The 25,717-nt window shown below is 73.1% G+C and carries 19 protein-coding genes and 1 pseudogene; 5 read left to right on the forward strand and 15 right to left on the reverse strand.

What is annotated here, in order from left to right:
* Positions 1–42: 42 nt before the first annotated feature.
* The 4 genes and pseudogenes from ABZS42_RS00980 to ABZS42_RS00995 all read right to left on the reverse strand — a co-directional run.
* A pseudogene (locus ABZS42_RS00980) lies at positions 43–2,655 on the reverse strand (ATP-dependent helicase); the annotation flags it as partial.
* Between the two features lie 38 nt (positions 2,656–2,693).
* Positions 2,694–6,290, reverse strand: coding sequence for an ATP-dependent DNA helicase (locus ABZS42_RS00985; protein ID WP_355141361.1), 3,597 nt, complete (start codon positions 6,288–6,290; stop codon positions 2,694–2,696).
* A gap of 163 nt (positions 6,291–6,453) precedes the next feature.
* Positions 6,454–6,999 carry a TIGR00730 family Rossman fold protein gene (locus ABZS42_RS00990; RefSeq protein ID WP_355141168.1) on the reverse strand — a complete coding sequence of 182 codons (546 nt, stop codon included), beginning with the start codon at positions 6,997–6,999 and terminating at the stop codon, positions 6,454–6,456.
* A gap of 3 nt (positions 7,000–7,002) precedes the next feature.
* On the reverse strand, positions 7,003–7,935 hold the full coding sequence (locus ABZS42_RS00995) for a TIGR00730 family Rossman fold protein (RefSeq protein ID WP_355141170.1): 933 nt from the start codon (positions 7,933–7,935) through the stop codon (positions 7,003–7,005).
* Between the two features lie 155 nt (positions 7,936–8,090).
* Between ABZS42_RS00995 and ABZS42_RS01000 the strand changes: the two genes are divergently transcribed.
* Positions 8,091–8,261 (forward strand): hypothetical protein, encoded by a 171-nt coding sequence (locus tag ABZS42_RS01000; RefSeq protein WP_175649069.1) that lies wholly within the window; start codon positions 8,091–8,093, stop codon positions 8,259–8,261.
* Positions 8,262–8,334: 73 nt separating this feature from the next.
* On the opposite strand, the gene dapE is transcribed toward ABZS42_RS01000, so the two are convergent.
* Complete coding sequence (gene dapE, locus ABZS42_RS01005; RefSeq protein ID WP_355141172.1) at positions 8,335–9,408, reverse strand: succinyl-diaminopimelate desuccinylase; 1,074 nt, start codon at positions 9,406–9,408, stop codon at positions 8,335–8,337.
* A gap of 79 nt (positions 9,409–9,487) precedes the next feature.
* Between dapE and dapD the strand changes: the two genes are divergently transcribed.
* Positions 9,488–10,447 (forward strand): 2,3,4,5-tetrahydropyridine-2,6-dicarboxylate N-succinyltransferase, encoded by a 960-nt coding sequence (dapD, locus tag ABZS42_RS01010; protein ID WP_355141174.1) that lies wholly within the window; start codon positions 9,488–9,490, stop codon positions 10,445–10,447.
* Positions 10,448–10,500: 53 nt separating this feature from the next.
* Here the strand turns inward: dapD and ABZS42_RS01015 are convergent, their stop codons facing one another.
* A complete protein-coding gene (locus ABZS42_RS01015; protein ID WP_355141176.1) occupies positions 10,501–13,833 on the reverse strand; it encodes a S8 family serine peptidase in 3,333 nt (1,110 codons plus the stop codon).
* Positions 13,834–13,970: 137 nt separating this feature from the next.
* Between ABZS42_RS01015 and ABZS42_RS01020 the strand changes: the two genes are divergently transcribed.
* Positions 13,971–14,528, forward strand: coding sequence for a sugar O-acetyltransferase (locus ABZS42_RS01020; RefSeq protein WP_355141178.1), 558 nt, complete (start codon positions 13,971–13,973; stop codon positions 14,526–14,528).
* A 22-nt stretch (positions 14,529–14,550) separates the two neighbouring features.
* Here ABZS42_RS01020 and ABZS42_RS01025 read toward each other — a convergent pair whose 3' ends face one another.
* Genes ABZS42_RS01025 through fdxA form a run of 5 tightly spaced genes read right to left on the reverse strand, consistent with a single transcriptional unit; the run spans position 14,551 to position 18,401 of the window.
* Entirely contained in the window at positions 14,551–15,198 is a 648-nt protein-coding gene (locus tag ABZS42_RS01025; protein WP_355141180.1) for a nucleoside/nucleotide kinase family protein, read from the reverse strand.
* Complete coding sequence (locus ABZS42_RS01030) at positions 15,198–15,839, reverse strand: SIMPL domain-containing protein (protein ID WP_355141182.1); 642 nt, start codon at positions 15,837–15,839, stop codon at positions 15,198–15,200. Before ABZS42_RS01030 ends, ABZS42_RS01025 begins: the two co-directional genes overlap by 1 nt.
* A 55-nt stretch (positions 15,840–15,894) precedes the next feature.
* Positions 15,895–16,920, reverse strand: a complete 1,026-nt coding sequence (locus tag ABZS42_RS01035; protein ID WP_355141184.1) for a prephenate dehydrogenase/arogenate dehydrogenase family protein — start codon at positions 16,918–16,920, stop codon at positions 15,895–15,897.
* 48 nt (positions 16,921–16,968) lie between these two features.
* Positions 16,969–18,078, reverse strand: coding sequence for a succinyldiaminopimelate transaminase (dapC, locus tag ABZS42_RS01040; protein WP_355141363.1), 1,110 nt, complete (start codon positions 18,076–18,078; stop codon positions 16,969–16,971).
* Positions 18,075–18,401: a ferredoxin gene (gene fdxA / locus ABZS42_RS01045; RefSeq protein ID WP_076466513.1), complete on the reverse strand. Its 327-nt coding sequence runs from the start codon at positions 18,399–18,401 to the stop codon at positions 18,075–18,077. Before fdxA ends, dapC begins: the two co-directional genes overlap by 4 nt.
* Positions 18,402–18,480: 79 nt before the next feature.
* On the opposite strand from fdxA, the gene ABZS42_RS01050 reads away from it, so the two are divergent.
* Positions 18,481–19,584 (forward strand): GNAT family N-acetyltransferase, encoded by a 1,104-nt coding sequence (locus tag ABZS42_RS01050; RefSeq protein ID WP_355141186.1) that lies wholly within the window; start codon positions 18,481–18,483, stop codon positions 19,582–19,584.
* A gap of 16 nt (positions 19,585–19,600) precedes the next feature.
* On the opposite strand, the gene ABZS42_RS01055 is transcribed toward ABZS42_RS01050, so the two are convergent.
* The 3 genes from ABZS42_RS01055 to mshB all read right to left on the reverse strand — a co-directional run bounded on the left by ABZS42_RS01055 (position 19,601) and on the right by mshB (position 21,518).
* Entirely contained in the window at positions 19,601–20,065 is a 465-nt protein-coding gene (locus ABZS42_RS01055) for a hypothetical protein (protein WP_355141188.1), read from the reverse strand.
* A gap of 74 nt (positions 20,066–20,139) precedes the next feature.
* Positions 20,140–20,577, reverse strand: a complete 438-nt coding sequence (locus ABZS42_RS01060; RefSeq protein WP_355141365.1) for a hypothetical protein — start codon at positions 20,575–20,577, stop codon at positions 20,140–20,142.
* A 17-nt stretch (positions 20,578–20,594) separates the two neighbouring features.
* Complete coding sequence (gene mshB, locus ABZS42_RS01065) at positions 20,595–21,518, reverse strand: N-acetyl-1-D-myo-inositol-2-amino-2-deoxy-alpha-D-glucopyranoside deacetylase (protein WP_355141190.1); 924 nt, start codon at positions 21,516–21,518, stop codon at positions 20,595–20,597.
* An 85-nt stretch (positions 21,519–21,603) separates the two neighbouring features.
* Here mshB and ABZS42_RS01070 point away from each other — a divergent pair, with 85 nt between their 5' ends.
* Positions 21,604–23,751, forward strand: coding sequence for a prolyl oligopeptidase family serine peptidase (locus ABZS42_RS01070; protein ID WP_355141192.1), 2,148 nt, complete (start codon positions 21,604–21,606; stop codon positions 23,749–23,751).
* A 102-nt stretch (positions 23,752–23,853) separates the two neighbouring features.
* Here the strand turns inward: ABZS42_RS01070 and ABZS42_RS01075 are convergent, their stop codons facing one another.
* Complete coding sequence (locus ABZS42_RS01075) at positions 23,854–25,596, reverse strand: ABC transporter substrate-binding protein (RefSeq protein ID WP_355141194.1); 1,743 nt, start codon at positions 25,594–25,596, stop codon at positions 23,854–23,856.
* Positions 25,597–25,717: the final 121 nt, after the last annotated feature.

Raw genomic sequence — 25,717 nt, forward strand, 5'->3', positions numbered from 1 at the left:
CAAGGCATCGCGCGGATGGTCCGCTCCCGCGTCGACCTGCGACCCCTCGGTCAGGAACCGCCGGACCATCGCGGCGGCCTCGGCCAGCGCCGGCCGGCGCGCACCCAACGGGTCGGCCGGCCACTCCGCCCGGAGCACCACCTCGGTGGTGGGGTTCACCGCATCCGGCGCCGGCTCGGAGGCCCAGACGTCGACCAGGTGGCCCGGACCGCCGTCCAAACAGGCATCGTGCACCTCGCGCAGGAAGACCGACGGGCCGCGGGCCCGCTTGGTCCCCTCCCCCCACCAGTAGCCCGAGCAGAGCAGCAGACGCCGGGGACGGGTCACGGCGACGTACGCCAGCCGCCGTTCCTCACGCTCGTCGTGCGCCCGCCAGTCGTCGGTGAAGTCGGTCAACGCCCGGGCCACGCCACGCTGGTCGGTCACCTCGGTGAGGTCCAGCCGGGGCAGGCCGTCGGCGTCACCACGCAGCGGGAACGGCAGTACGCCCAGCCCACCGAGCCAGTGGTCGGAGTTGCGGACCAGACCTGGCCAGACACCACGGGTGAGGCCGGCGACCGCCACCACGTCCCACTCCAGACCCTTGGCCGCGTGCGCGGTGAGCACCTGCACCGCACCCTCGACAACCTCGACCTCGCCCGGGCTGAGGCCACGCTCCTCGTCCTCCGCGGCGGCCAGGTACGCCAGGAACGCCGAGAGCGTCGCCCCCGGCGTCTCGCCGCTGAACCGGGCGGCCACGTCGCCGAGCGCGTCCAGGTGACCACGGGCCAGGCCGGCGTCGCCGGTGCCGTCCCGACCGGCCCGGACCGCCACCTCCACGTCCAGGCCGATGGTCCGCTCGACGTCCGCGATCAGATCCGGCAGCGACTGGTCGAGCCGGTAGCGGAGCAGCGCCAGCTCCCGGCCGTACGCGCGCAGCCGGGCGTAGCCCTCCGCCGAGTACGCCTGCGCCGGTCCGAGGTCGGCCAGTGCCTCGACGAGCGTCGCCTCGTCCAGCTGGTCCGGCGTGATCTCGGGCGTACCGTCCGCGGCGAGTTGACGCCGCGCCCCCGCGATGGCGCGGGCCCGGCGGTGCAGCGCCACCAGGTCACGCGGCCCGATCCGCCAGCGTGCGCCGGTGAGCAGCCGCAGCAGCGCCGCACCGTCGGTGGGGTCGGCCAGCACCCGCAGAGTGCAGACCACGTCCCGCACCTCCGGGGTGTCCAGCAGCCCACCCAGACCCACCACCTCGACGGGCAGGCCCCGTTCACGCAGCGCCGACTCGATCGCCGGGATCTGGCTGCGTACCCGGACCAGCACGGCGGTCGTCGGCCGCTGCGGCACCGGAATGTGCTCGGGCAGCGCTTCGGGCATCCGGGCCGCACCCCGCCAGGCCGCCAGCACGCTGTCGGCGATCCACGCCGCCTCGTCGGCGTAGGTCTCGAGCAGCGCGCAGTGCACGGTGCCGCCGGCCGCGCCGCGGGGGCTGCGGTGCGGAATCGGGTCGCGTACGGTGTGCGCGGCGTGCAGCTCCGGCACCCGCGCGCCCGCGGCCCGCAGCGGCGTGGCCAGCGCGTTCGCCACCCCGAGGATCTCCGGGCGGTTGCGCCAACTGGTGGTGAGGCTGAGCGCGGGAGCGGGCGTACCGTCACGGCGCGCGAACTCGGTGGGGAACCGGTCCAGCGTGCCCGCCGACGCTCCCCGCCAGCCGTAGATCGACTGGCACGGGTCACCGACTGCCGTCACCGGATGCCCGCCACCGAACAGCGCGGTGAGCAACACCACCTGGGCATGGCTCGTGTCCTGGTACTCGTCGAGCAGCACCACCCGGTACCGGTCCCGCTCGATCACCCCGACCGCCGGGTGGTCCCGCGCCACCCGGGCGGCCCGAGCCAACTGGTCGGCGAAATCCATCGCCTCGAAGTCGTCCTTGCGCCGGGCGTACGCGCGGACCAGCGGAAGCAGCTTGAGACGCGTCTGCTGGAGTTGGAGCGCCTTGCGCACGTCGGCGTAGACCCGGCCGGGGCGGGTCTGTATCTCCGCGAAGAACCGGCCGGTCCAGGCGGCCAGTTCATCCGGGTCGACCAGGTGTTCGTCCAGCTCACCGGCGAGCGCCAGCACCGCGTCGGTGATGGTGCTCGGCATCCTGTCCACCGCGGACATGTCGCCGTCGAAGTTGCGCACCAGCAGGTCCACCAACTGCCAACGGGACGCCTCGGTGAGCAGCCGGGTGGACGGCTCGTAACCGGCGCGCAGCCCGTGCTCGGTGACGATCCGCCCGGCGTACGAGTGGTAGGTGGAGATCGTCGGCTCGCCGGCGAGCGGGTCGTCCAGCGGATCTCGCTGCCGCCGCCCGAGACGCCGGATCAGCTGGTCGAGCCGGGTACGGACGCGGTGTGCCAGCTCCCCGGCGGCCTTACGGGTGAACGTCAGCCCGAGCACCTGCTCGGGGCGGACGTACGAGTTGGCCACCAGCCAGACCACCCGGGCGGCCATCGTCTCCGTCTTGCCGGACCCGGCGCCCGCGACCACCAGCAGCGGCTCCACCGGTGCGGAGATGATCGCCGCCTGTTCCCGGGTGGGTGCCGGCAGCCGCAGCAGCCGGGCCAGCTCGACCGGGGTGTAGCGGGGGCCGGCGTCGGCCACCCGGGGCGCCGGGGTAGCGGTGCCGAACAGGGCGGTCTGGCCCTCGTTCGCGACTGCGGGGCTCAAGCTCACTCCCCACGTTCCGGTTTCCCCTGGCGACGGACGGCCGGCGGTTCGACGACCTGGCGTCCCTGCCCCGAGACCGGACAGCTGGTACGCACCGGGCAGACCCGGCACTTCGAGTTGGCCACCGCGGCGAAGGTGGCGGCAGCCATCGTATCGGCGGTACGTCGCACCAGCGCGGTCGCCCAGCCGGCCTCCGGTCCCTGCGCGGCCGGCGGCTGGCTCTGCTCCTTGGCGTCCTTCGCCGTCGTGCCCAACTGCACCAGGGCGGCACCGCCGGACTCGTCACCGAAGTCGGTGAACGCCCCGGCCTCGACCGCCGCCTGGTACGCGCCCAACTGCGGATGCTCGGCCAGGTCGCTGCCGGTCACCGCCGTGGACTTGCCGGTCTTCAGATCGACCACCACGAGCCGCCCGTCGGCGTCGACCTCCAGCCGGTCCACCCGGCCGACCAGGTCGACCGGGTGGTGCGGGTCGTCCAGGCGCACGGCGAACTCGTGCTCGATGGCGAGCAGCCGGCGCGGGTTGCCGGCCAGCCAGCGCAGCAGCTTGTCGACCATCGCCTCGGCACGCGACCGCTCCGGCCCGGCCATCCAGCGGGCGGCCAGTTCGATCGCGTCGAATCTGGCGGCCACGTAGTCGAGCAGCGCGCCTCGGTCCGCGCTGGCGTCCTCGGCGAGCATCGCGGCGGCGTGCACCAGGTTGCCCACTCCCTGCGCGGTACTGGCCGGCGCGCTGCCGCCGTGCCGCTCCAGCAGCCAGCGCAGGCTGCACCGCAGCGCGCTCTCCATCGCCGAGGGGGTCACCCGGACCGGTTCGCCCTCGTCCACCAGCGGCCGGTCGTCGGAGAGCCCGCGAAGCCCCCACCAGTCGTCCGGGTGCGCGCCGGACACCCCGGCGGCCGCCAGCCGGGCCAGCTCGGCCGCCGCAGCGCGCCGCCGGGCGTACGGGGCCGCCGGGTCGACCACCACCGTACGCAGTTCGGCGACGAGAGCCGGCAACGTGAGCGCCCGGGGAGGCCGGGTGACGGGCAACTCCGCGGGTCGCACGCCGGCCGCGGCACGGACACGATCGTCCCGGTCCTCGCCCGGCGCGCGATCGTCCTGGTCCTCGCCCGGCGCGCCACGATCCTTCGGGCCGTCCTCGGGCGTGGGTCGCGGGCCGGGCGGAGCCGGCTCGTCACCGGGCGGGGTCGCGCCGTCGCCCGGCGGGGTCGCGCCGTCGCCCGGCGGGTCGACCGGACCGAGCTCGTACAGGAAGCGGCTCGGCTGTTCCTCGTGGTCGTCCCCGCCCACCGCCGCCGAGGCGACCGCGCTGACCAGTAGTCGGCGTCGGGCGCGGCTCACCGCCACATGGAAGAGCCGCCGCTCCTCGTCGAGCAGGGCCGAGGTCTGCCCGACCACGGTGGCCAGGTTGCCCCCGTCGACGGCGCGGCCGGCGAGCACGTCGACCAGCCGCTCGGAGCCGAGCAGGCTGCCCCGCAACCGCAGGTCGGGCCAGACCCCCTCCTGCACACCGGCGACCGCGACAAGATCCCACTCCAGGCCCTTGGCCGCGTGTGCGGTGAGCAACCGGACGGCGTCGCCCCGGTCGGCGGTCGGGGCAAGGGTGTCGGCCGGCAACTCCTGGCCGAGCACGTGGTCGAGGAACACCTCCGTACGCGCGCCGGGCAACCGGTCGGTGAACCGGGCCGCCGCGTCGAAGAGCACCATCACCGCGTCGAGGTCCCGGTCGGCGGCCTCGGCGCGGCGCCGCCGGGCGACGTCCCCCTCGCCTGGCACCGGTCGTCCCCGGGTGATCGCGCCGGCCCACCGCTCGGCCAGCCCGCTGGCCTGCCAGACCGCCCAGAGCACGTCCTCAACCGTCGCGCCGGGGCGCTCGGCCGCCTCCCGTGCGCCGGCCAGCAGCCCTGCCACGGTCTGGGCCGGTTCGGCCCAGCGCCGGTCGATACCGGCCAGCTCCGCCGGATCCCGCAGCGCATCGACGAGCAGCTCGCCGGAGGGACGTCGGTCACCGGCGGCCAGCGCCAGGGCGCGCAGGCCCTGCCGCAGCCGACGCTCGGCCAGCGGATCGGCCCCACCGAGCGGCGCGTGCAGCAGCGCGACCGCCGCCTCCTCGTCGAGCCGTTTTGGCTCGAGCGCGCAGCGCAGCAGCAGGAGCAGCGGCGCGACCGCCGGTTGCAGGTGCAGCGGCAGGTCCTCGCCGTGCACGACGGTCGGCACCCCGGCGGCGTGCAGCGCCCGTCGCAGGGTGGGCAACTGCAGCGCGGTCGACCGGAGCAGCACCGCCATCTCCGACCAGGGAACCCCGTCGAGCAGATGCGCCGCACGCAACGTGTGGGCCAGCCAGGACGCCTCGCTGGTCGCCGAGCGGAACGTGTGCACCTCCACCGCCCCGGGCGGCGCCTCGGGCAGCGGCCTCAACCTGCGGTGCGCGGCCGGGCCACGCAGCCGGCGGGCAACCCGACCGGCCGCGGCCAGCAGCCGGGAACCGGCCCGGTAGGAGGTGTCGAGCAGCACCTGTGCCGCCGGCGCTCCGGACACCGTCCGGAACCGGTGCGGGAAGGTGGTCACCCCGGCCGGGTCGGCGCCGCGGAAGGCGTACGTGGACGAATCCGGGTCGGCGAAGGCGATCAGGGACTTGCCACCGCCGGCGACCACGGCGAGCAGGTCCAGCTGGGCGGGGTCGGTGTCAGCCAGCTCGTCGACGTAGACGTACGCCAGCCGGCGCCGCTCGGCCGCGAGCAGCTCCTCGTCGTCGCGCAGCAGCCCGGTGGCGGCCCGGACCAGCTCCGCCGGGTCGTACGCGATCGAGCCGCGGTTGCTCACGTCGCGCAGCGCCAGCACGGCCACGTACTCCCGCAGGAACCGCGCGGCGGCCGGCCAGTCGGCGCGGCCGAGCTTCTCGCCGAGGCGGGCCAGCTCGACCGGACCCACCCCGCGTTCCGCGGCGCGCATCAGCAGGTCCCGCAACTGGGCGGCGAAGGCCCGCGTGCGCAGCGCCGATCGTAGGTCCTCCGGCCAGCCGACCGGGTCGTCCTCCGGCTCCGCACCGACCACGTCCAGCAGTTCGCGGATGATGAGATCCTGCTCTGGACCGGTGAGCAGCCGGGGTGACGGCTCGCCCCGCTCGGCCGCGGCCCGGCGGAGCAACCCGAACGCGTACGCCGGGAACGTGCGGACCAGCGGCTCACGGAGCACCCGGTGGCCGTCGCGGGCCACCCGGGCCTCGATCCGGTGGCGCAGGGTGGTAGCCCCCCGGCGACTGAAGGTGAGCACCAGGATGCGCTCGGGGTCGACCCCATCCGCCACCCGCGCGGCTACCGCTTCGACGAGCGTGCTGGTCTTGCCGGTGCCCGGACCACCCAGCACCAGCATCGGCCCGTCGGTGTGCGCGATCACCTCCGCCTGCACCGGGTCGGCCCGCCACGCCGACCCGCCGCCCGGATGCCACCGCCGGCCATCCGAGCGCTCATCCGCGGCCGACCCGGGATGCGCCGTATCACCTTCACCGGGCAGGGTGGCCCCATCAGCCGACCCACCGGGCCGGCTGAGCCCGTCGGTCGGCCCTGCGGACCGACGCACCAACCGGTACGCCTGCATCAGCTCATCCCACCACGCCCCTACGACACCACCCACCCCGCCACCCCGCGCCCCGACCCCACTGCCCGGTGCTCGTGAAGTTGTTGCGCGACACGCCGATGCCACGGGCGACAACTTCATGATCGACAGGCCTGGTGCCGGCGGGGCCGGGAGAGGGTGGGGGTCAGGTCAGGTGGGACTCCAGGACGTCCAGGGCGGCGGGGACGGAGTCGACGACGGTGAGCAGGTCGAGACCGGCCGGCTTGAGGAAATGCTGATCGGTGAGGTCGGCGAGCCAGGCCAGCAGTGGCTGGTAGAAGCGGTCGGCGTCCACGAGCACCATCGGCTTGACGTGCATGGTGAGGGTGGCGGTCGTCCAGACCTCGAAGAGCTCGTCCAACGTGCCGAGCCCACCGGGCAGCGCCAGGAACGCGTCCGACTTGTCGATCATCAAGGTCTTGCGGCTGGCCATCGAGTCCGTGACCAGCAACTCGTCCGATCGCAGGTCGGCGACCTCCAGGTCGACCAGCGCCTGCGGTATCACCCCGACGGTCGGCCCGCCGGCCGCCCGCGCGCCGTCGGCGACCGCGCCCATCATCCCGACGCAGCCACCACCGCTGACCAGGGTGTGCCCGCGCCGGGCGATCTCCGCGCCGGTGTCGGTGGCGAGGTCGAGCCAGCGCTGGTCGAGCGTCCGTGAGGAGGCGCAGAAGACACAGATCGCAGCCACTGCTCAGCTCTCCCCCGCCCCGCGGGGCTCGTCGAGTCGGCCGGCGGCCCGCGCCGCGTCACCCTGGTCGGCGGCCACCGCCGCGTCACGCTCGTCGGCGGCCGCGGCCGCGTCCAGCTGGTCGGCGGCGACCCGGGCCACCGCCTCCTCCCGGACCGCCTCCTGCTCGGCGGAGAGCGCCGCCTCGGCCTCGACGATGTGCCGGACCGCCGCGTCGACGGAGTCGGTGAGGCAGATCAGCTCCAGGTCGACCGGTCCGATCTTGCCGTCGGCCGCCATCGTGTCGCGGAGCCAGTCGATCAGTCCGCGCCAGTACTCGGTGCCCATCAGCACCACCGGGAACCGGGTGACCTTGCCGGTCTGCACCAGGGTGAGCGCTTCGAAGAGCTCGTCCATGGTGCCGAACCCGCCGGGGAGCACGACGAAGCCGTGGGCGTACTTGACGAACATGGTCTTGCGGGCGAAGAAGTAGCGGAAGTCGATGGCGAGGTCGACCCAGTCGTTGATGCCCTGCTCGAAGGGGAGCTCGATGCCGAGCCCGACCGAGAGACCACCGGTCCTGCTCGCGCCCCGGTTGGCGGCCTCCATCACGCCCGGGCCACCGCCGGTGATCACCGCGTAGCCGGCGCGGGCGAGTGCCTCGCCCAACTCCTCGGCCAGCCGGCACTCAGGGCTGTCCGGGCCGCTGCGGGCGGAGCCGAAGACGCTGACCGCCGGGGGAAGGTCGGCGAGGGTGTCGAAGCCCTCCACGAACTCCGAGAGGATGCGCAACGCCCGCCAGGCGTCCCTGGTCTTCCAGTCGCTGCGCCCCCGGGAATCGAGCAACCGCTGATCGGCGGTGCTACTCGGGATTGCCTGCCGTCGCAGGGTGACCGCGCCCCGGTGTCGTTCCCGCCCGGGTTGCCGGCTCGCCTCCCGCCCGTTGCTCTGACTCATGCAAGCAACCGTAGTGGAGCGGGTTCGGCCGGGTGCGCGGGGCGAGAACGCGGCGAAATAGTCCGCGATCTTGGGCAACTAAATCCGTCGCCCGTGCGTCTTACTATTCACATACCGGGTATGCCCCGGCGCGCGCCTTCGGGGGAGGAGCCAGCGTGATCAGCAACAGCGAGATGATCCGGATCCGTCGTCAGATGCAGCGGCGGATCCGCGACGTGGTGGCCGAGCGCCGCCGCGCCCGCCAGATGGAGCCGGCCGGCGGCGAGCCGACCGGCGACGCCGACGTCCGGCAGACCACCGACCCGTCCCTCACCGCCCAACTCTGACCACCCGCCCAGGCCGAAACCGATCAGGAGGCTCGCGCCATCGGCCGCGAGCCTCCTGATCCCGTGTACGGGCTCAGACCGAGGCGAGCCAGCGGTGCAGGGTGGCCGCCCCGTCACGGATCTTGCTGATCTCGACGTGCTCGTCCTTGTGGTGGGCCAGGTTCGGATCGCCCGGGCCGAAGTTCAACGCCGGAATGCCCAGCGCCGCGAACCGGGCCACATCCGTCCAGCCCAGCTTGCCGATCGGCGCCGCGCCGACCGCCGCCACGAACTCCCTCGCCGCGGGCGCGTCCAGCCCGGGCAGGGCACCGGCCGCCGCGTCGGTCACCGCCAGGTCGAAGCCGGCGAAGACCTCCCGCAGGTGCGCCTCGGCGGCCGCCGGGTCACGGTCCGGGGCGTACCGGTAGTTGATCTCGATCTCACAGCGGTCGGGAATGACGTTGCCGGCCACCCCACCGTTGATGCGTACCGCGTTGAGCCCCTCGCGGTAGTCGCAGCCGTCGATGCTCACCCGTCGCGCCTCGTACGTCGTGAGGCGGCGCAACACCTCAGCGGCACCGTGGATGGCGTTCACGCCGTGCCAGGACCGGGCCGCGTGCGCCCGCTCGCCGTGCGTGGTGACGATCGCCCGCATGGTCCCCTGACAACCGGCCTCGACGATGCCGTACGTCGGTTCCAGCAGCACCGCGAAGTCCGCCTGGAGCCACTCGGGGTGCGCCTCACCGACCAGGTGCAGCCCGTTGTACTTCGACTCGATCTCCTCCGCCTCGTAGAAGAAGTACGTGACGTCGTAGCGAGGGTCGGGCAGGGTCACCGCCAGGTGCAGGGCGTACGCCACACCCGACTTCATGTCCGAGGTGCCGCAGCCGTACATCAGGTCGCCACGCATGGTGGAGGGGAAGTTGCCGTTCAGCGGCACCGTGTCCAGGTGCCCGGCCAGCACCACCCGCTGCGCGCGGTGCAGCTCGGTCCGCGCCATCACCGTGTTGCCGTACCGGTGCGTGGTCAGGTGCGGCACACCCCGGAGCACCTCCTCGACGCAGTCCGCGATCGCCTTCTCGTTGAGGGAGACGGACTCGATGTCGACGAGGGCGCGGGTCAGCGCCACCGGATCGGCGAGGACCTCGGGGGTCAACGGGTTCTCCATGGTTCGCACGGTACCGTCAGAGCCGGTGGGGGTGCCGAGCGAGCTTGCGTCCCCGCGACCGCGAACGAGAGGTGAATCAGTGACGTCCGCGCAATCCGCCTGGGGCATCGGCCTGGCCACGGTCACCGCCGACGAGCAGGTGCTCGACACCTGGTACCCGACCGGCAAGCTGGGGCTCGGCGAGCTTCCGCTGGTGGCCGGCGAGGAGAAGGCGGACGTGCTCGACCTGCCGCCGTCGTCGATCGGCGAGCGGACCCTGCCCGGTCTGCGTACCGTCCAGGTGATCACCGTCATCGGCTCGCTGGACGATCCGATCAAGGACGCGCCGGACGCGTACCTCCGGTTGCACCTGCTCTCCCACCGCCTGGTGCGGCCGAACGGACTCAACCTCGACGGCATCTTCGGCAAGTTGGCGAACGTGGCCTGGACCTCGGCCGGGCCGTGCCCGCCGGAGCGGGTCGACGAGCTGCGGGTGATCGAGCGGGCCGCGGGCCGTCACCTGACCGTGTACGGGGTGGACAAGTTCCCCCGGATGACCGACTACGTGGTGCCCTCCGGAGTACGGATCGCCGACGCCGACCGGGTCCGCCTCGGCGCGCACCTGGCCTCCGGCAGCACCGTGATGCACGAGGGGTTCGTGAACTTCAACGCCGGCACGCTCGGCACCTCGATGGTCGAGGGGCGGATCGTGCAGGGTGTCGCGGTCGGCGACGGCTCCGACATCGGTGGCGGCGCCTCGATCATGGGCACGCTCTCCGGTGGCGGCACCGAGAAGATCCGCATCGGTGAGCGGAGCCTGATCGGCGCGAACGCCGGCGTCGGCATCTCCCTCGGCGACGACTGCGTGGTCGAGGCCGGCTGCTACATCACCGCCGCCTCGAAGATCACCCTGCCGGACGGCCGGGTGGTCAAGGCCAGGGACCTCTCCGGCGTGGACGGCCTGCTCTTCTGGCGCAACTCGGTGACCGGCGCGCTGGAGGCCAGGCCACGCACCGGCCGGGGCATCGAGCTCAACGCCGCGCTGCACGCCAACGACTGACCCGGTGCCTCCTCCGGGCCCGCGGTCGCCCGCCGGCCCGGAGGAGCCCACCCTCACCTCAAGCGGTACGCCTGGATGATGTGCTGGGTCACCGTGTCACCGGCGCTGTCCCGTGCGGTGGCCCGCAGCGAGGCGTACCCGGGTCCGGCCGGGTGCCGGACCGTGGCCTTCCAGCCGTCGCGGGTCTGCTGGACCTTCGCCCGCTGCCAGGTCGAGCCACCGTCGTAGGAGACCTCGACGGTCAGCGCGGCGACGCGGGCCGAGGGCGCCCCCGGCTGACGTTCCACCTGGACCGGGATGACGAAGCTCCGGCCGGCGGGTGCGCTGTTCGCCGCGTCCAGCGGTGGCGCGAAGCGGACCGCCATCGCGGGCAGCCGGGCGAAGTCGTCGCCGGGAACGTGCCGGGAGCGGAACGTCCACGCCGCACCGACCTCGGTGCTCAGATCGGTGAAGCCGCGCCGGGTCACGGTCTCCAGCCGGTAACCGGCGCTGCCCGGCGGGACCTCGAACATGCCGGACCCCGGGTAGGTGTTCTCCGCGATCAGCTTCCCGTTGCGGTAGAGGGCCGTCCGGGCGCTGTCGGACAGCGACCCGCCGGCGTGACCGGACGCGTCGCTGTGCAGCGGCACGTCGAGTACGAGCACGTCGCCCTGCCGGCTGATGCCCTGCCCCGGCCAGCGCGGCTCGGGGAAGGACGGCCCGTACGGTGCCGTGTTCCAGCTCTCCCGCAGATGTCTGCCGGCCCGGTAGGACCGGACGTCGCTGGACAGGGCGGCACGAGGTTCGAGCCACCCGTCCTCGGTACGCACGCCGAAGGTCAGCTCGGAGTTCCAGCGCACGCCGCGGGTGTTGTAGTGCTCGACGCGCTGCCCCGGCACCGCGGTCGGCAGCAGGACCGCCCAGCCGCCGCCCGTCGACGCCACCTGCGGAAAGACCGCCCGCTCCGCCTCCAGACCCGGGTACGCACCGCGGAACGTGTGGGTGACGGTGGCCAGGTCACCGGGGCGGTAGCGCCGGTCGAAGCCGGTCGGCAGCCGGCCGGGGAAACCCTCGCTGAGCGCGTAGAGGTATGGGCTGCCGGCCGCATCCGGGTCGGCCCACTGGCTGCTCACCGTGCCGACGAAGCGGTCCGCGTCGCCGTCCGGGCCGACCTGACCGCTGAGCAGGCCGGTGAAGTCGAAGTTCAGCAGACTGAAGCTGTACGAGTTGCCGTTGACGGCGAGGATGTTCGCTCCGATTTCGACCAGCTGCGGGGTGGCCTTGCGGTCCGGCACCGTGGTGCTCACCGGCTTCGCCCGCCGGGCGTCGACGGTGAGCTCGGTGTCCCGGTCGAGCACCAGTTCGGGGCGGGCGAGCAGCGCGGTACGCGGATTCTGCTCATCGCCGCTGTACAGGTAGCTGACCAGGGCGTACCGCCCCTTCGGCACGCGGACCTGCACGGTGCCGTCCGGGTCGTACAGGTCGTGGCTGCTGGTGTCCGCCAGGTTGACGAGGGTGGTGCTGTGGCCGGACGCCGCCGCACCCGTGTCGTCGAGGTGCCGGACGGTGAGCGTGTAGCTCTCCACCTCCCGGTGCACGGCGACCGGGGTGACCGCGACCGTGTCACCGGATCGGGCGACCACCCGGCCGGTGTAGTGCCCGTCGGTGTCGCCCACCCGGGTGTCGGCGGTGACCGTGGCGGTCGCCGTACCGCCGGCCGGCACGGTCACCTGGTCGGCGTTCAGGGCGAACATCCCGCTCGGCGCGGGTGCCCCGTCCGGGCCGGTGACGTCGAGGGTGAGGTCCAGGGTGAGCGCGGTCGGGCCGTCGTTGCGCCAGGTCACCTGCCGGTTGATCGGCGTGTCGTCGTCGTGCGGCCAGAGCGCCCGCCCGAACGAGACGCTCACCGGATCGCTGGTGACGGTCTGACCGATGGCCCGGGCCACGTCGACCCGCCCGGCCCCCTGCTCGTACGCGGTCCGCTCCGGGTGGGGCTGGGCCGAGGCCATCAGCGTCGCCTTGAGCTGACCGGCCGTCCAGTCGCCGTGCTGTTGGGCGAGGAGCGCGGTCGCGCCCGCGACGTGCGGCGCGGCCATCGACGTGCCGGAGATGGCGACGTACGACTCCCCCACCGGTTCGCCGATCTGGCCGTCCGCCGCCCGGGCCGCCACGATCTCCACGCCCGGGGCGGTGATGTCCGGCTTGATCGCGTCGTCGCCGACCCGCGGGCCGCGGCTGGAGAAGTCGGCGAGTTCGTCGTCGCGGTCGACGGCGCCGACCGCGAGTGCCGCGTCGGCGGTGCCGGGCGAGCCGACCGGCGCGAATCCGCCGTCGTTGCCGGCGGAGACCACGAACAGGGTGCCGGTCTGCTCGGTGAGCTGGGTCACCGCCTCCTCGAGTGGATCGGTCTCCGGCGTGTCCGGGCCGGTGAGGCTCATGTTCACCACGTCCGCCTGCTGTTCGACGGCGGCCCAGTGCATGCCCGCGAGGATGGCGGAGTCGGTGCAGAAGCTGGTCTCGCAGACCTTGCCGGAGAGCAGTGTCGCGTCCGGCGCGACCCCCCGGTAGCTACCGCCGGAGGCGGCGCCGCTGCCGGCGATGATCGAGGCGACGTGCGTGCCGTGCCCCACCAGGTCGCCCGGGGCCGGGTCCTCGGTGAAGTTGCGCGCCTCGGCCACCCGGCCGGTCAGGTCCGGGTGGTTGGTGTCCACACCGGTGTCGAGCACCGCGACGCGTACGCCCTCGCCGGTGTAGCCGGCCGCGTAGGCGGCCGGTGCCCCGATCTGCGGGACGCTGTGGTCGAGCGTGACCCGGCGCCGACCGTCGAGCCAGATCCGGTCGACACCCTGCGCGCCGGCTCTGGCGCCGGACCGGCCGGTGACCGTGGCCCAGAACTCGTCCGCCCGGTCCTTGTCCACCGTGCCGGCCACCCCGCCGATCGCGGGCAGGTCCCGGGTGACCGTGACGTCCGGCGGGGCGGCGGCGCGCCGCTCGGCGCCGGCGCGCTGGCGCAGCAGCACCGGTAGGTCGTCGCGCCGGGTGTCGTCGTAGCCGGCGGCGATCAGCCCGGTGACGTCGAAGAGCCGCGGGTCGACGCGGCCGCTGCCGATCAGCGGTAGCGCGTCCTGCGGCACGACCGAGAGCCGCCCCTGATCCCGTCGGGTCAGGAAGCGTACGTGCTCACGCCCGGGGGCGGGACGGACACTGGCGCCACCGGTCGCGGAGACGGTCACCTTGTCCCCGGTGAGCAGGGTGACAGTGTTGGGGTGGTCGGTGGGCATCGACGAGGCCGGCCCGGCCGCCGGGGCGGGCGAACCGGCCGACGGTGCGGCCACCGCGACCGCCGGCGTGGCGAGCACGAGGGTGAGCGTGAGAGCTGCTCCGGTCAACTTCCGTGTTCGGTGCAACGGATCCTCCCTGCTGGGGCGTCCTAACCGATGGAGACATTGACGTCGGTCAGCATTGCACACGCGTTATGCAGCGAAGAGTCAGAAAATTGAACGACTTACCACCAGCAGGTGTGAAAGATCGGGATGATCTACCGGTGACGTCCATGAAGCAGCGCATGCTCGCCGGCGAGCTGTACCGGGCCGACGAACCGGAGATCGTCGCGGACCTGGCCCACGCCGCGCGGCTGATGGAACGCTTCAACACCAGCCCCGCCGACGACCCCCGGGCCCGGCTCGCGGCCCTGCGGGACCTGCTCGGCGCGGTGGGCGACGACACCTGGATCCGGCCACCGTTCTACTGCGACTACGGCTCCCGGATCCGGATCGGGCCGCGCTGCTTCGTCAACTTCAACGCCGTCTTCCTCGACGTCGCACCGATCTCCATCGGTGCCGACGTCCAGGTCGGACCGAACGTCCAACTGCTCACCCCGACACACCCCGTCGAGCCGGAGCCGCGCCGGGCGAAGTGGGAGTCGGCCAAGCCGATCACACTCGGCGACAACGTCTGGCTCGGCGGCGGCGCCATCGTGCTCGCCGGGGTGAACATCGGAGCGAACACGGTAGTCGGCGCGGGGGCCGTGGTGACCCGCGACCTGCCACCGAACGTCGTCGCGCTCGGCAACCCCGCTCGCGCCGTACGTCCCGTCGAATGACTTGATCAGGGCCGGGATGCCGTCACCCCGGCGGCGCCTCGGTCAACCGCACCACCAGGTCCGCCCGGTCGGCGCTGCCGGTCACCAGCGCCGCGTTCCGCTCGTCGCTGCCCATCGCCCACGCCCGTGCCTCCGCCTCGGACCGTCCGTACGCGACGTGCCGGGCGGTGAGCCGGCGCAGCCGCAACTCGGCGTCCAGGTCGAGGAACCAGGCCTGATGCAGCAGAGACCGCGCCTCGTCCCAGGGGGTCTGCGACAGCAACAGGTAGTTGCCCTCGGTCACCACCAGGCGCACCGCCGGCGGCACCTCGATGGCTCCTGCGATCGGCTCCTCCAGGTCCCGCCGGAACGCGGGCGCGTAGACGGAGGTCGGTTCGAGCCGGTGCAGCCGACGTAGCAGGGAGACGTACCCGTTGGCGTCGAAGGTGTCGACGGCACCCTTGCGGTCGGCGCGGCCGAGCCGCTCCAGCTCCGACTGGGCGAGGTGGAAACCGTCCATCGGCACCAGCCGGGCGGCCGGCCCAACCCCGGCGACGATCCGCTCGGCGAGGGTGGACTTGCCCGCCCCCGGGGCGCCCGCGATGCCGAGCAGCTGGCGGGGCCCGTCCTCGGCCAGCGAGCGCGCCCGCTCGATCAGCTCCTCGACCGGGAGCACGCGTGCCTGCGCCATCAGCTCAGGACCGCCTCGGTGATCGCGAACCGCGCCTGCACGGCAGCCTGCACGCTCTGCGGCTGCGGATCGAGGTCGAGCTCCGGCCGCCCGCCCGCCTCGGGGCCGCCGGCGTACGCCATCCGGGCCATCATCGGCCGCTCGACGCCGGTGTCCGCGAGCTCGATCAGCGCGGTGACGCGTGCGCCCAGCGCCTCCGCGTACTCCCGGCCCCGGGCCAGCGCGTCGGCGATCGCGGCGTGCCGCACCTGCCGGTACGCCGGGCTGTCCGGGCGCAGCGACCACCAGGGCCCGGCGACCTCCACCTGATCCTGCTCGGCGAGGCGGAGCATGAGCTCGCCGAGGGCGGTGAAGTCGCTGACCGTGACGGTGGTGGTGACAGCGCCGTGCCAGGCGACCACCCGCTCGGTGGCACGCCGGGTCTCCGGCCGCACCCGCAGGTCACCGGTTTCTCTACGGTCGATCGCGGTGCCCTCGCCGTCGAGCAGCACGCGGACGGTGGCGGCCCGTTCGGCCAGCCTGGTCAGGGTGGTCTCACGGTCCCGGTCGCGGGCCGTCACGGTGACCGTGAACGCGGCCAGCTCCGGCGCCACCTCCCGGTACACCTCCCCGCGTACCGTCACCACCGGCCCGTCCACCATGCCCTCACCCTAGTCGTGGCCGCGGCGGGCCGTCGGGGCAGTGCTCAGCCCGTGCTCACCGCACGGCGGTGGCCGGCGGCCGCCGCCCGAGGTACGTCACCACGTCCGCAGCGGTCTCACAGCCGGTCAGGTAGCCGCCGGCGGAACCCAGCTCCAGCAGGTACGCCAGCTCGGCGGCGTGATCCCCGCCGGCCGGGAACTCACCGCGGCACTCGTCCAGGGTCCGGTCGAACAGCGCATGGCGCAGCTCCTGTGCCTGCCGGTAGCGCTCGACCAGCGCGTCCTGGTCGTCCCGGCGCATCGCGTCGACCAGCCCGTCGAGCACCGCGCGGACCTCGCCGAGCTGGCGGAGCACCTGGTCCCGGTTCTGGAAGAGCATGTCCGCGATGCGTTCTGCGGGCGTGCCCACCACCCGGGTGCCGTCCCGGAAACTCCCGGCGGCCAGGCCGAGCACGGCGTCCCGGACGTCCACGTCGGCCGCCGCGCCGGCGAGGCTGCCCGCCAGCAGGTGCGGGACGTGGGACGAGAGGGCGACCACCGAGTCGTGCACCGTCGGCGCCATCGGCACCACCCGGGCCGAGAACACCGTCACGAGGAGGCCGGCCAGCAGCCGGAAGGACCCGATCCCCGCGGACGTCGGGCAGAGGACCCAGGCCGCGCCGTCGAACAGTTCGGGCACGGCGGCCGCCAGCCCGGAGCGCTCGGTGCCCGCCATGGGGTGGCCGGGCACGAACCGGCCGGTCAGATCGTGCTCGACGGCGAAGCGGGCCACCGCCCCCTTGGTGCTGCCGACATCGGTGATCACACACCGGTCACCGGTCTGCCGGGCCACGGTGAGCAGGGTCTCCGGCAGGCTCGAGAGCGGCCCGGCGAGGAACACGACGTCCCGGTCCCGGACCGCGTCCGCCAACTCGTCGGGGAAGCGTACGCCCTGGTCGCGGCCCAGGGCACGGGTCGCCGGATCGGGGTCCCAGCCGACCACGTCCGGGTACGCCTCGCGCAGCCGGAGCAGGATCGAGCCGCCGATGAGGCCGGTGCCCACCACGGCGACCCTCGGCGGCCCGACTGATCTGTCCACCATCACGTCCCTCGGCGTTCCGGTCGTGCCGCCACGGATGACGGCACGACCTCAGCCCTCGGCGAGCCGGCCGGCCACCGCCGCGACACGCTCGTCGGACTCGGTCAGCGCGATCCGGATGTGCTGCTCCCCGGCCGGGCCGTAGAACGAGCCCGGAGCGACGAGGATGCCACGGCGGGCCAGCCAGTCGACGGTCTTCCAGCAGTCCTCACCGCGGGTCGCCCAGAGGTAGAGGCCCGCCTCCGAGTGCTCGATGGTGAAGCCGGCCTCGTCGAACGCCTGGCGCAGCGTCTCCCGCCTCGCCCGGTAGCGCTGGCGTTGCTCCTCGGCGTGCTGCTCGTCCTGCAGGGCGGCCACCATCGCCGCCTGCACGGGGGCGGGCACGATCATGCCGGCGTGCTTGCGTACCGCCAGCAACTCGGCCACCAGCGCCGGATCCCCGGCCACGAAGCCGGCCCGGTAGCCGGCCAGGTTCGAGCGCTTGGAGAGCGAGTGCACGGCCAGCACGCCGTCGTACGAGCCGCCACAAACCTCGGGCGACAGCACCGAGACCGGCTCGGCCGACCAGCCCAGGGGCAGGTAGCACTCGTCACTGGCGACGACCGCGCCCCGCTCACGTGCCCAGTCGACCACCTTGCGCAGGTGGCGGGCGGGCAGCACCTTGCCCGTCGGGTTTCCCGGCGAGTTGACCCAGACCAGCCGGACCCGCGAGTTCGGGCCGACCGACGTCAGCGAATCGCTGCGTACCGCCGTGGCGCCGGCGAGCCGGACACCGACCTCGTACGTCGGGTAGCTCACCGACGGCACCACGACCACGTCGCCGGGCCCGATCCCGAGCAGGGTCGGCAGCCAGGCGACGAGTTCCTTGGAGCCGATGCTCGGCAGCACGCCCAGACCGTCCACCCCGGCGCCGCAGGCGCGGGCCACCCAGGCGCTGATCGCCGCCCGCAGCGCGGGGGTGCCGGCGGTCAGCGGGTAGCCGGGGGCGTCGGACGCGTCAGCCAGCGCCTGCCGGATCACCTGGGGCACCGGGTCGACCGGCGTGCCGACGGAGAGGTTGATCAGACCGCCGGGGTGCGCCGCGGCCACCGTGGCCGACGCGTCCAGGGTGTCCCAGGGGAACTCCGGCAGGCGCGCCGAGACCGGCGCGGGGCGGTTCAGTGTCCCTCGCCGCGGGGCGGCTGCGCGGCGACGAACGCCGCGTCCTTCTCCACCTTGCCGATCTTCGAGGCGCCACCGGGCGAGCCGAGGTCCTCGAAGAACTCGTAGTTGGCGCCGGTGTAGTCCTTCCACTGCTCCGGGACGTCGTCCTCGTAGAAGATCGCCTCGACCGGGCAGACGGGCTCACAGGCACCACAGTCGACGCACTCGTCGGGGTGGATGTAGAGCATCCGGTTGCCCTCGTAAATGCAGTCGACCGGGCACTCCTCGATGCATGCCTTGTCGAGCACATCCACGCACGGCTCGGCGATGATGTAGGTCACCGGTCTTCTCCTCCGCAAGACGCGCCGCGATCTCCCGCGACGGTAAGAGCCTAGTATCTCGCCGGGGAGGGGGTCGATCGTGCTGGGTCAGCAGGATGTGGGACACCGGATCGTGATTCGGCGAATTGTGGGCATTCGGGAAGGTCGACCGCTCTTCTCCGACGCCCTCGGCGAGCTGGTCGAACTGGACGAGACCCATCTCACTCTGGCCACCGCCCGGGGCCCGCTGCGGGTGCCCAGGGCCGAGGTGCACCGCGCCAAGCGGGTGCCGCCGGCTCGCCGTCCCACCGCGTCCGCCGTGATCGACCTGGAACTGGCCGCCGACGAGGCCTGGCCGGCGCCGGTGCACGAACCGCTGGGCGGCTGGCTGCTGCGGGCCGCCGACGGCTGGACCGGCCGGGCCAACTCGGCGCTGCCGGTCGGCGACCCGGACCGGCCGCTGCCGGCCGCCCTGGACGCCGTCGAGCGGTGGTACGCCGAACGCGGGCTTCCCCCGATGGTGAACACCCCGTTGCCGCTCGCCGCGCCGGTCGGCGCCGAGCTGGATGCTCGGGGTTGGAGCAGCCGGCCTCCGGTGCTGGTGCAGACCGCACCGCTGCCCCTGCCGCACACCGCCGCGCCGGCCGACGGCGCTGTTCGGCGGCAACCACCCGTGACCGACGGCGCGGCCGCGCAGATGCCCGCCGCGCCGGCTCAGGCCGCGCCGCCGCACCCCGAGCGGGCGCCGCAGCCGGACGGCGGCTCGGTGGACCCGACGCCGCGCAAGGGTCCGGGCGAGCTGGCAGTGGTCCGGCTGATGCCCGCCCCCACGCCGCAGTGGCTGGCCGTCGTGGGCGACCGCAAGGCTGGCCTGCCGGACGCCGCCCGCCACGTGCTGACCGCCGTGGACCAGGTCCGTTTCGCGCACGCGTACGCCGACGGCACGCTGGTCGGGATCGGCCGGGGCACGGTGACCGGGCGGGGACGCTGGCTGGGACTGACCCTCGTCGAGGTGCTACCGGCGGCCCGCCGACAGGGGCTGGCCGGCCGGATCGTCCGCGCGCTCGCCCAGTGGGGTGCGCAGGCCGGTGCCACGCACGCCTTCCTCCAGGTCGAGCAGCGCAACACCGCGGCCGTGGCCCTCTACCAGCGGCTCGGCTTCACCACCCACCACACGTACCTGACCCGCGTCGCCCCGCACTGACCCGTCCGGGGGCCCGTCAGCGGCGGACGACCTTGGGGGGCTTGGCGGCCTTCAGCTCGGTGTACCGCTTGAGGCTCTGCGACCGGTGATCGAGGCCGAGCGCGGTGGCGACCAGGTAGCCGACCAGCGCCCCAGCCAGCGTGGCCCCGAGGTAGAGCCAGATCTGGGCGAAGAACGTGCCCGCGCCGCCGGCGAACGGGCTGTCGCCGACCAGCAGCGGGCCGACCAGCACGGTCAGCAGCATCGCGGTCAGCACCGCGCCCGCCACGTCGGCCGACCAGTCGCCCAGCGGTCGACGCCGCGCCCACACGAAGGCGACCACGGCGAGGATCACCCCGATCAGCACGAACATGCCGAGCGACACCCGGTCGGCGACGGTGTCCTCACCGTCGAACCCGAAGTGGATGATCAGCCGGGCGACCACGTTGATCGCGAAGAGCACCCCGGCGAGCACTCCGATGTCGCGCCAGCGCCTGTCCATCGCACGACCTCCTGCCACACCGTTCCCTCGAACGGTTTCTGGCAGGAATATCTACCACTCGAACCTGTGTCCCGTCACCACCCGCGTGGGGACGGTGGCGGGGCGAGGATCTGGCGGAAACCCATGACGGCGAAGGTCATCGCGCCGGCCACGATCATGACGAGGCCGACCCAGTTGTCACCGGCGAGGAGCAGGTCCCCCTCGGACGTCCGGACCGCCGCGACAACCATCAGCAGGAACCACGGCACCGCCGGCAGCGCCACCGACCAACGGCGCCCGACGGTCTGGTGGGCGAACCAGCCGAGCGCGATGTTCGCGGCGACCGCCACCAGCACCGACACGCCGATGAGCTGCCCGGCCACCCGGAGCGTGGCGAGCAGCAGCTCCAGCACCCCGGTCACCACACCGGCCACGACCGCCACGAGACCGCCGGCCACCCTGATGCCGAGGTCGAGCAGGCGCGGTGGTGGCCCCGCCGGCGGCGGGCTGGTCTCTTCCGGGGCGACCGACATCGGGGCGGCGGGCAGCGTCACCGCAGACCGGCCGCCGCTGCCGGGACCCGGTCCGGGCTGTCGTCGGCGAGGCCGGCGAAGAGGTCGTCCTCCCAGCCGTACGGGCCGCTGCCCGGCCCCTTCTCCCCCTTCGCGAGGGTGTAGTACTCCACGCCCATGAACTCACCGCCGATGCCGCCGGCGATCGTGTAGAGCCACGAGGTGGCCGGGATCTGGGTGGCGTGGGCGCGCATCGCGGCCTGCTTCGCGGTGTGCCGATCGGTGGCGTCGATCCGGGCCGCGATCTGCTCGTCGGGAGTGCCGAACGGCAGCTCCGAGACGTCGTCGACACCGGCGAACGGATTGTCGGACGACTCGACGAACTGGCTCATGCCGGCCTTGAGCACGCTGAGCGGCATGGCCGTCCAGTAGACCTTGGCGGGGGCCACACCCTCGGCCTCGGCCAACTCGACCGCCCGCATCGCCACCCGGTTCGCCTGGATGTGGTCCGGGTGCCCGTAGAAGCCGTTCTCGTCGTACGTGATCATGACTTGCGGTCGGGTCTCGCGCATGACCTCGACCAGGTGTCCGGCGGCCTCGTCCAGGTCGGCCTGCCAGAAGGCCCGGCGGTGCTCGTTGGTGGTCAGCCCCATCATCCCGGAGTCGCGGTAGCGGCCCGCGCCACCGAGGAAGCGGTGGTCGGTGACGCCCAGCGCGGCGCAGGCGGCGTTCAGCTCGGCGATCCGGTAGCCGCCGAGCTGGTCGGCCTGATCGGCGGCGAGCTGCGCCAGCGCCGGCACGTGGATCTCGCCCTCCTCGCCGAGCGTGCAGGTCACCAGCGTCACGTGCGCGCCGGTGGCGGCGTAGTGGGCCATCGTCGAGCCGGTGCCGATGGTCTCGTCGTCGGGGTGCGCGTGGACCAGCAGCAGGCGGCGGTCGGGCAGCGTCGTCACGCCCGTCACTCTAACCGGCGGTTCCGTCCGGCCGACGTCAACGCGTCCGCGCAGGTCGGCCACATCACCCCGAGAGCCGACTTACGATCTGGCCGTGGACTATCCGGAGCTGGCCGCCCGCACCCGCCGGTTCAGCCACGGCGCGCCGCGCGCCGTCTCCGTGGCCGACGACGGATCCCGGGTGATCTTCCTGCGTTCGGCCGGCCCCGAGGACCCGGCCGACGCGCTCTGGCTCCTGGACGTCGCCACGGGCGAGGAACGGCTCGTCGCCGACCCGGCGGTGCTGCTCGACGCGGACACCGGCCCCACCGAGCTCTCCCCCGGCGAACGCGCGCTGCGCGAACGGCTACGGCTCAGCGCCGACGGCATCGGCTCGTACGCCCTGGACGCCGCCGGCCGGGTGGCGGTCTTCGCGATCGCCGGCCGGCTGTTCCGCGCCGACCTGGTGCACGGCGACGTTGTCGAGGTGGCCGCAGTCGGACCGGTGCTCGATCCCCGTCCGGATCCGACCGGCGAGCGGCTCGCCTACGTCACCGACGCGACGGACGGGGTTCGTCGGGGCGAGCTGCGGGTCGTCGACGCGGACGGCACCGACACGATGCTCGCCGGCGAGGACTCCGGGGTCACCTGGGGCCTGGCCGAGCACATCGCGGCCGAGGAGTTCAACCGCTTCCGCGGCTACTGGTGGGCGCCGGACGGCCGCTCGGTGCTGGCGGCCCGGGTCGACGAGTCCCGGCTCGACCGGTGGCACCTGCACGACCCGGCCGACCCGGCCACCCCGCCGACGACCGTCGCGTACCCGCGGGCCGGTGGGCCGAACGCCGAGGTCAGCCTGCACCTGCTCGACCTCGACGGTGGTTGGGTCGACGTGCACTGGGACCGGGAGACCTACCCCTACCTGACCGCCGTGAGCTGGGCCGACGGCGGCCCGCTGATCACCGTGCTGCGTCGTGCGCAGCAGCACGGCCTCGTGCTCGCGGTGGATCCGCGCACCGGTGAGACCCAGGTGCACGCCGAGCTGGCCGATCCGCGCTGGGTCGAGCCGATCGCCGGCACCCCCGCCCACCTGCCCGACGGCCGGGTGCTGGTCGGCGGCGAGCTGGCCCACGACGGGTACGACGCGCGCTGCCTGTTCGCCGACGGCACGCTGCTCACCCCGCCCTCGCTGTACGTGCGGCGGGTGGTGGGACGGCTGCCCACCGTCGGCGCGGGCGCGCCCGATCTGCTGGTCGAGGCGAGTGACGGCGAGCCGAGCGAGCGGCACCTGTTCCGGGTACGCACGACGATCGGCGGCGGGGTCGACGCCCGGCGGTTGACCTCCGACTCGGGCTGGCACACCGCCGCCGTCGGCGGGGACGTGCTCGTGGTGGGTGTCGCCTCGCTCGACCACGCGGGAACGCGGTGGACGGTCTGGCGTGGCGACGAGGAGGTGGCGGTGCTCGAGTCGCACGCCGCCGTCGCGCCGTACTCGCCGCTGCCGCTGCTGGAGCGGGTGACCGACCGGCGGTTGCCCAGTGCGGTGCTCTACCCGAACAGCTACGTCACCGGCCGGCGGTTGCCCGTTCTGCTGGACGTCTACGGCGGCCCGGGCCACCAGGAGGTGGTCGCGGCGCGGGCGGCCTGGCTGGAGCGGCAGTGGTGGGCCGATGCCGGCTTCGCGGTCGTGGTCGTGGACAACCGCGGTACGCCGGGGGTCGCGCCGTCGTTCGAGAAGGCGATCCACCGGCGGGTGGCCGACGTGGTCCTGCTCGACCAGGTGGAGGCGCTCACCGCGCTGGCCGACAAGCACCCGGATCTGGATCTGAGCCGGGTGGCGGTACGGGGCTGGTCGTTCGGTGGCTGGTTGGCCGGGCTGGCGGTGCTGCGCCACCCGGAGTTGTTCCGCTGCGGCATCGCCGGCGCACCGGTGTCTGACTGGAGCCTCTACGACACCGCCTACACGGAGCGCTACCTGGGGATGCCGGACGATGGCGTGGACGTCTACGCGCACCATTCGCTGGTCGAGTTGGCCGCCGAGCCGGTGACCGGTCCGGAAGAGGCTCGCCCGCTGCTGCTGGTGCACGGCATGGCCGACGACAACGTGGTCGCCGCGCACACCCTGCGGCTGTCGGCCGCTCTGCTCTCCTCCGGCCGGCCGCACTCGGTGCTGCCGCTGACCGGCGCGACGCACATGGCCGCCGGCGGCACCGCGGAGCGGCTGCTCCGGCTGGAGCTGGACTTCGTCCGCACGCACCTGCGGTAGACAGGGCGTCGCCGACGCCTGCCGAAACCCCTGTCGGCGCCGGGCAGCGCACGACCCCCGGCCGACGACGCTGTCGACCGGGGGCCTGTTCGTGCGGTGGGACTACTGCTTGACGTACGCGTTCACGAACGCCGGGTAGCCGAAGACGCTGGAGATGAAGACCCCGCCGGCCTTGGAGCCGTGCACGTTGTAGGCCACGTCGACGAAGAGCGGCACCACCGGGGCGTACTCCTTCATGATCCGCTCGTCGAGCTTGGCCCACTCCGGGCCCTGCTCGGCGGGAGACATGGCCAGGATCCGGTCCATCTCCGCGTTGATCGCCGGGTCGTTGAAGTACGCCTGGTTGCTGTTGCCCTCGGGCTTGATGGTGCGCCCGTCGTAGAGCACCGGCAGGATCGACGCGCCGCTCGGCCAGTCCGCCGCCCAGTTACCGATGTACAGGTCCCAGGGGTTGTCCTTCTTCTTGATCTCGTCGAGCTTCGCGTCGTCCGGGATGTTCCGCAGCGTGATCTTGAAGCCGGCCCGCTCCAGGTTGGCCTTGAGCTGGGTGCCCTGCAGCTGCTCGGTCGCGCCGTCGGAGACGCCGAGGACCAGCTCCGGGGTCTGACCGCCGAGCAGCTCCTTGACCTTCTCGAGGTTGCCGCTGGCCCCGGCCGGGTACGCGTCGTACGCCTTGAAGCCGATGGTCGACGGCGGCATCAGCGTGGTGAGTGGCGCGGCGACGGTCGGCCCACCCATCGCCTTGATCAGACCCTCGCGGTCGATCGCGTAGTTGAGCGCCTGGCGGATCTTCAGGTCCTTGACCCGCTGGTTGTTGATGACGAGCTGGTTGGCGCTCGGCGTCGGCGAGAGGATGGTGCGGGACTTCAGCGCGGCGTCCCCGGCCACCTTGGCGACCAGCGAGGCCGGCACGGTGTTGAAGGCGAGCGCGCTCTGGTCGGGACCGTTGTCGGCGATCACCCGGTTGTTGGCGGCGTCCGGGGTCGGGCCGAAGGTCCAGACGAACTGGTCCGGGTACTGGTGCCGGACCGGGTCGGTCTTCGCGTCCCAGTTCGGGTTCCGGTCCAGGGTCAGCTTCACGCCGACCTGGTTCTCGACGATCTTGTACGGCCCGGACGAGAACGGCTTGTTGTCCAGGTTGACCCCGGTGTCCTTGGCCGGCGGCAGCGGCGCGGTGGTCGGCAGCGAGGCCGCGAACGGCAGGTCGCAGCGGGGCTTGGCGAACTCGAAGCGCAGCGTCTTCTCGTCCGGGGTGGTCAGCCCCGGCGGCAGCGAGCCCTTGTTCTTCTTGAAGTCCCACTTGGTGTCGAACTGCGGGGTGTCGGCCAGCCACTCCTGGATGTAGGTCGGGCCGCCGGTGAGGTCCGGGTCGAAGGAGCGGGCGATGCCGTAGGCGATCTCCTTCGAGGTGATCGGGCTGCCGTCCTCGAACTTCACCCCGCCCTTGATCTTGAATTCCCAGACCTTGCAGTCGTTGTTGACGTCGCTGCCCGGGGTCTCGGCGAGGTCACCGACGAGGACCAGGCCGCCCTTGCCGTCGTCCTTCCAGGTGGTGAGGTAGCGGGCGAAGAGCGGGCTCGCCATCAGGCCTGCGAACGAGTACGTCCGCTGCGGGTCCAGGTGGGAGATGGGGGTCTCCCGGATGATGCTGAAGGTGCCGCCCTTGCTCGCTCCCGCCACCTCCGCGGCCGGGCCCTGCGAGTCCTTCAGGTCGGTCGCGATCACCCCGGTCTGCGTACGGTCGGTGTCCACGGTGGTGCCTTCGCCCGTGTTCTTCGAGCAGGCACCCAACACCACAACCAGTGCGATCGCCCCGCCTGCGGCGGCCACCACGCGTGGTCGCATCTCCTACCTCCTCCACCCATCTGACCTGCGGCCCGTCGGAGGGAACCGCCGACGTCCCGAGGATCGTAAAGAAGAAAACCTACGAGTTGTGTAACAGTTGTCGATAACTTTCATCATCGCC

Origin of the sequence: Micromonospora sp. NPDC005367 (assembly GCF_040606825.1) — a bacterium.
Classification (GTDB): Bacteria; Actinomycetota; Actinomycetes; order Mycobacteriales; family Micromonosporaceae; genus Micromonospora.

Bases quoted from the DNA above. Each gene is read 5' to 3' on its own strand.
- ABZS42_RS00985 (WP_355141361.1), bottom strand. From the start codon at position 6,290: ATGCAGGCGTACCGGTTGGTGCGTCGGTCCGCAGGGCCGACCGACGGG.
- ABZS42_RS00995 (WP_355141170.1), bottom strand. From the start codon at position 7,935: ATGAGTCAGAGCAACGGGCGGGAGGCGAGCCGGCAACCCGGGCGGGAA.
- dapE (WP_355141172.1), bottom strand. From the start codon at position 9,408: ATGGAGAACCCGTTGACCCCCGAGGTCCTCGCCGATCCGGTGGCGCTG.
- ABZS42_RS01025 (WP_355141180.1), bottom strand. From the start codon at position 15,198: ATGGCGCAGGCACGCGTGCTCCCGGTCGAGGAGCTGATCGAGCGGGCG.
- ABZS42_RS01030 (WP_355141182.1), bottom strand. From the start codon at position 15,839: ATGGTGGACGGGCCGGTGGTGACGGTACGCGGGGAGGTGTACCGGGAG.
- ABZS42_RS01035 (WP_355141184.1), bottom strand. From the start codon at position 16,920: ATGGTGGACAGATCAGTCGGGCCGCCGAGGGTCGCCGTGGTGGGCACC.
- ABZS42_RS01055 (WP_355141188.1), bottom strand. From the start codon at position 20,065: ATGGACAGGCGCTGGCGCGACATCGGAGTGCTCGCCGGGGTGCTCTTC.
- ABZS42_RS01060 (WP_355141365.1), bottom strand. From the start codon at position 20,577: ATGTCGGTCGCCCCGGAAGAGACCAGCCCGCCGCCGGCGGGGCCACCA.
- ABZS42_RS01075 (WP_355141194.1), bottom strand. From the start codon at position 25,596: ATGCGACCACGCGTGGTGGCCGCCGCAGGCGGGGCGATCGCACTGGTT.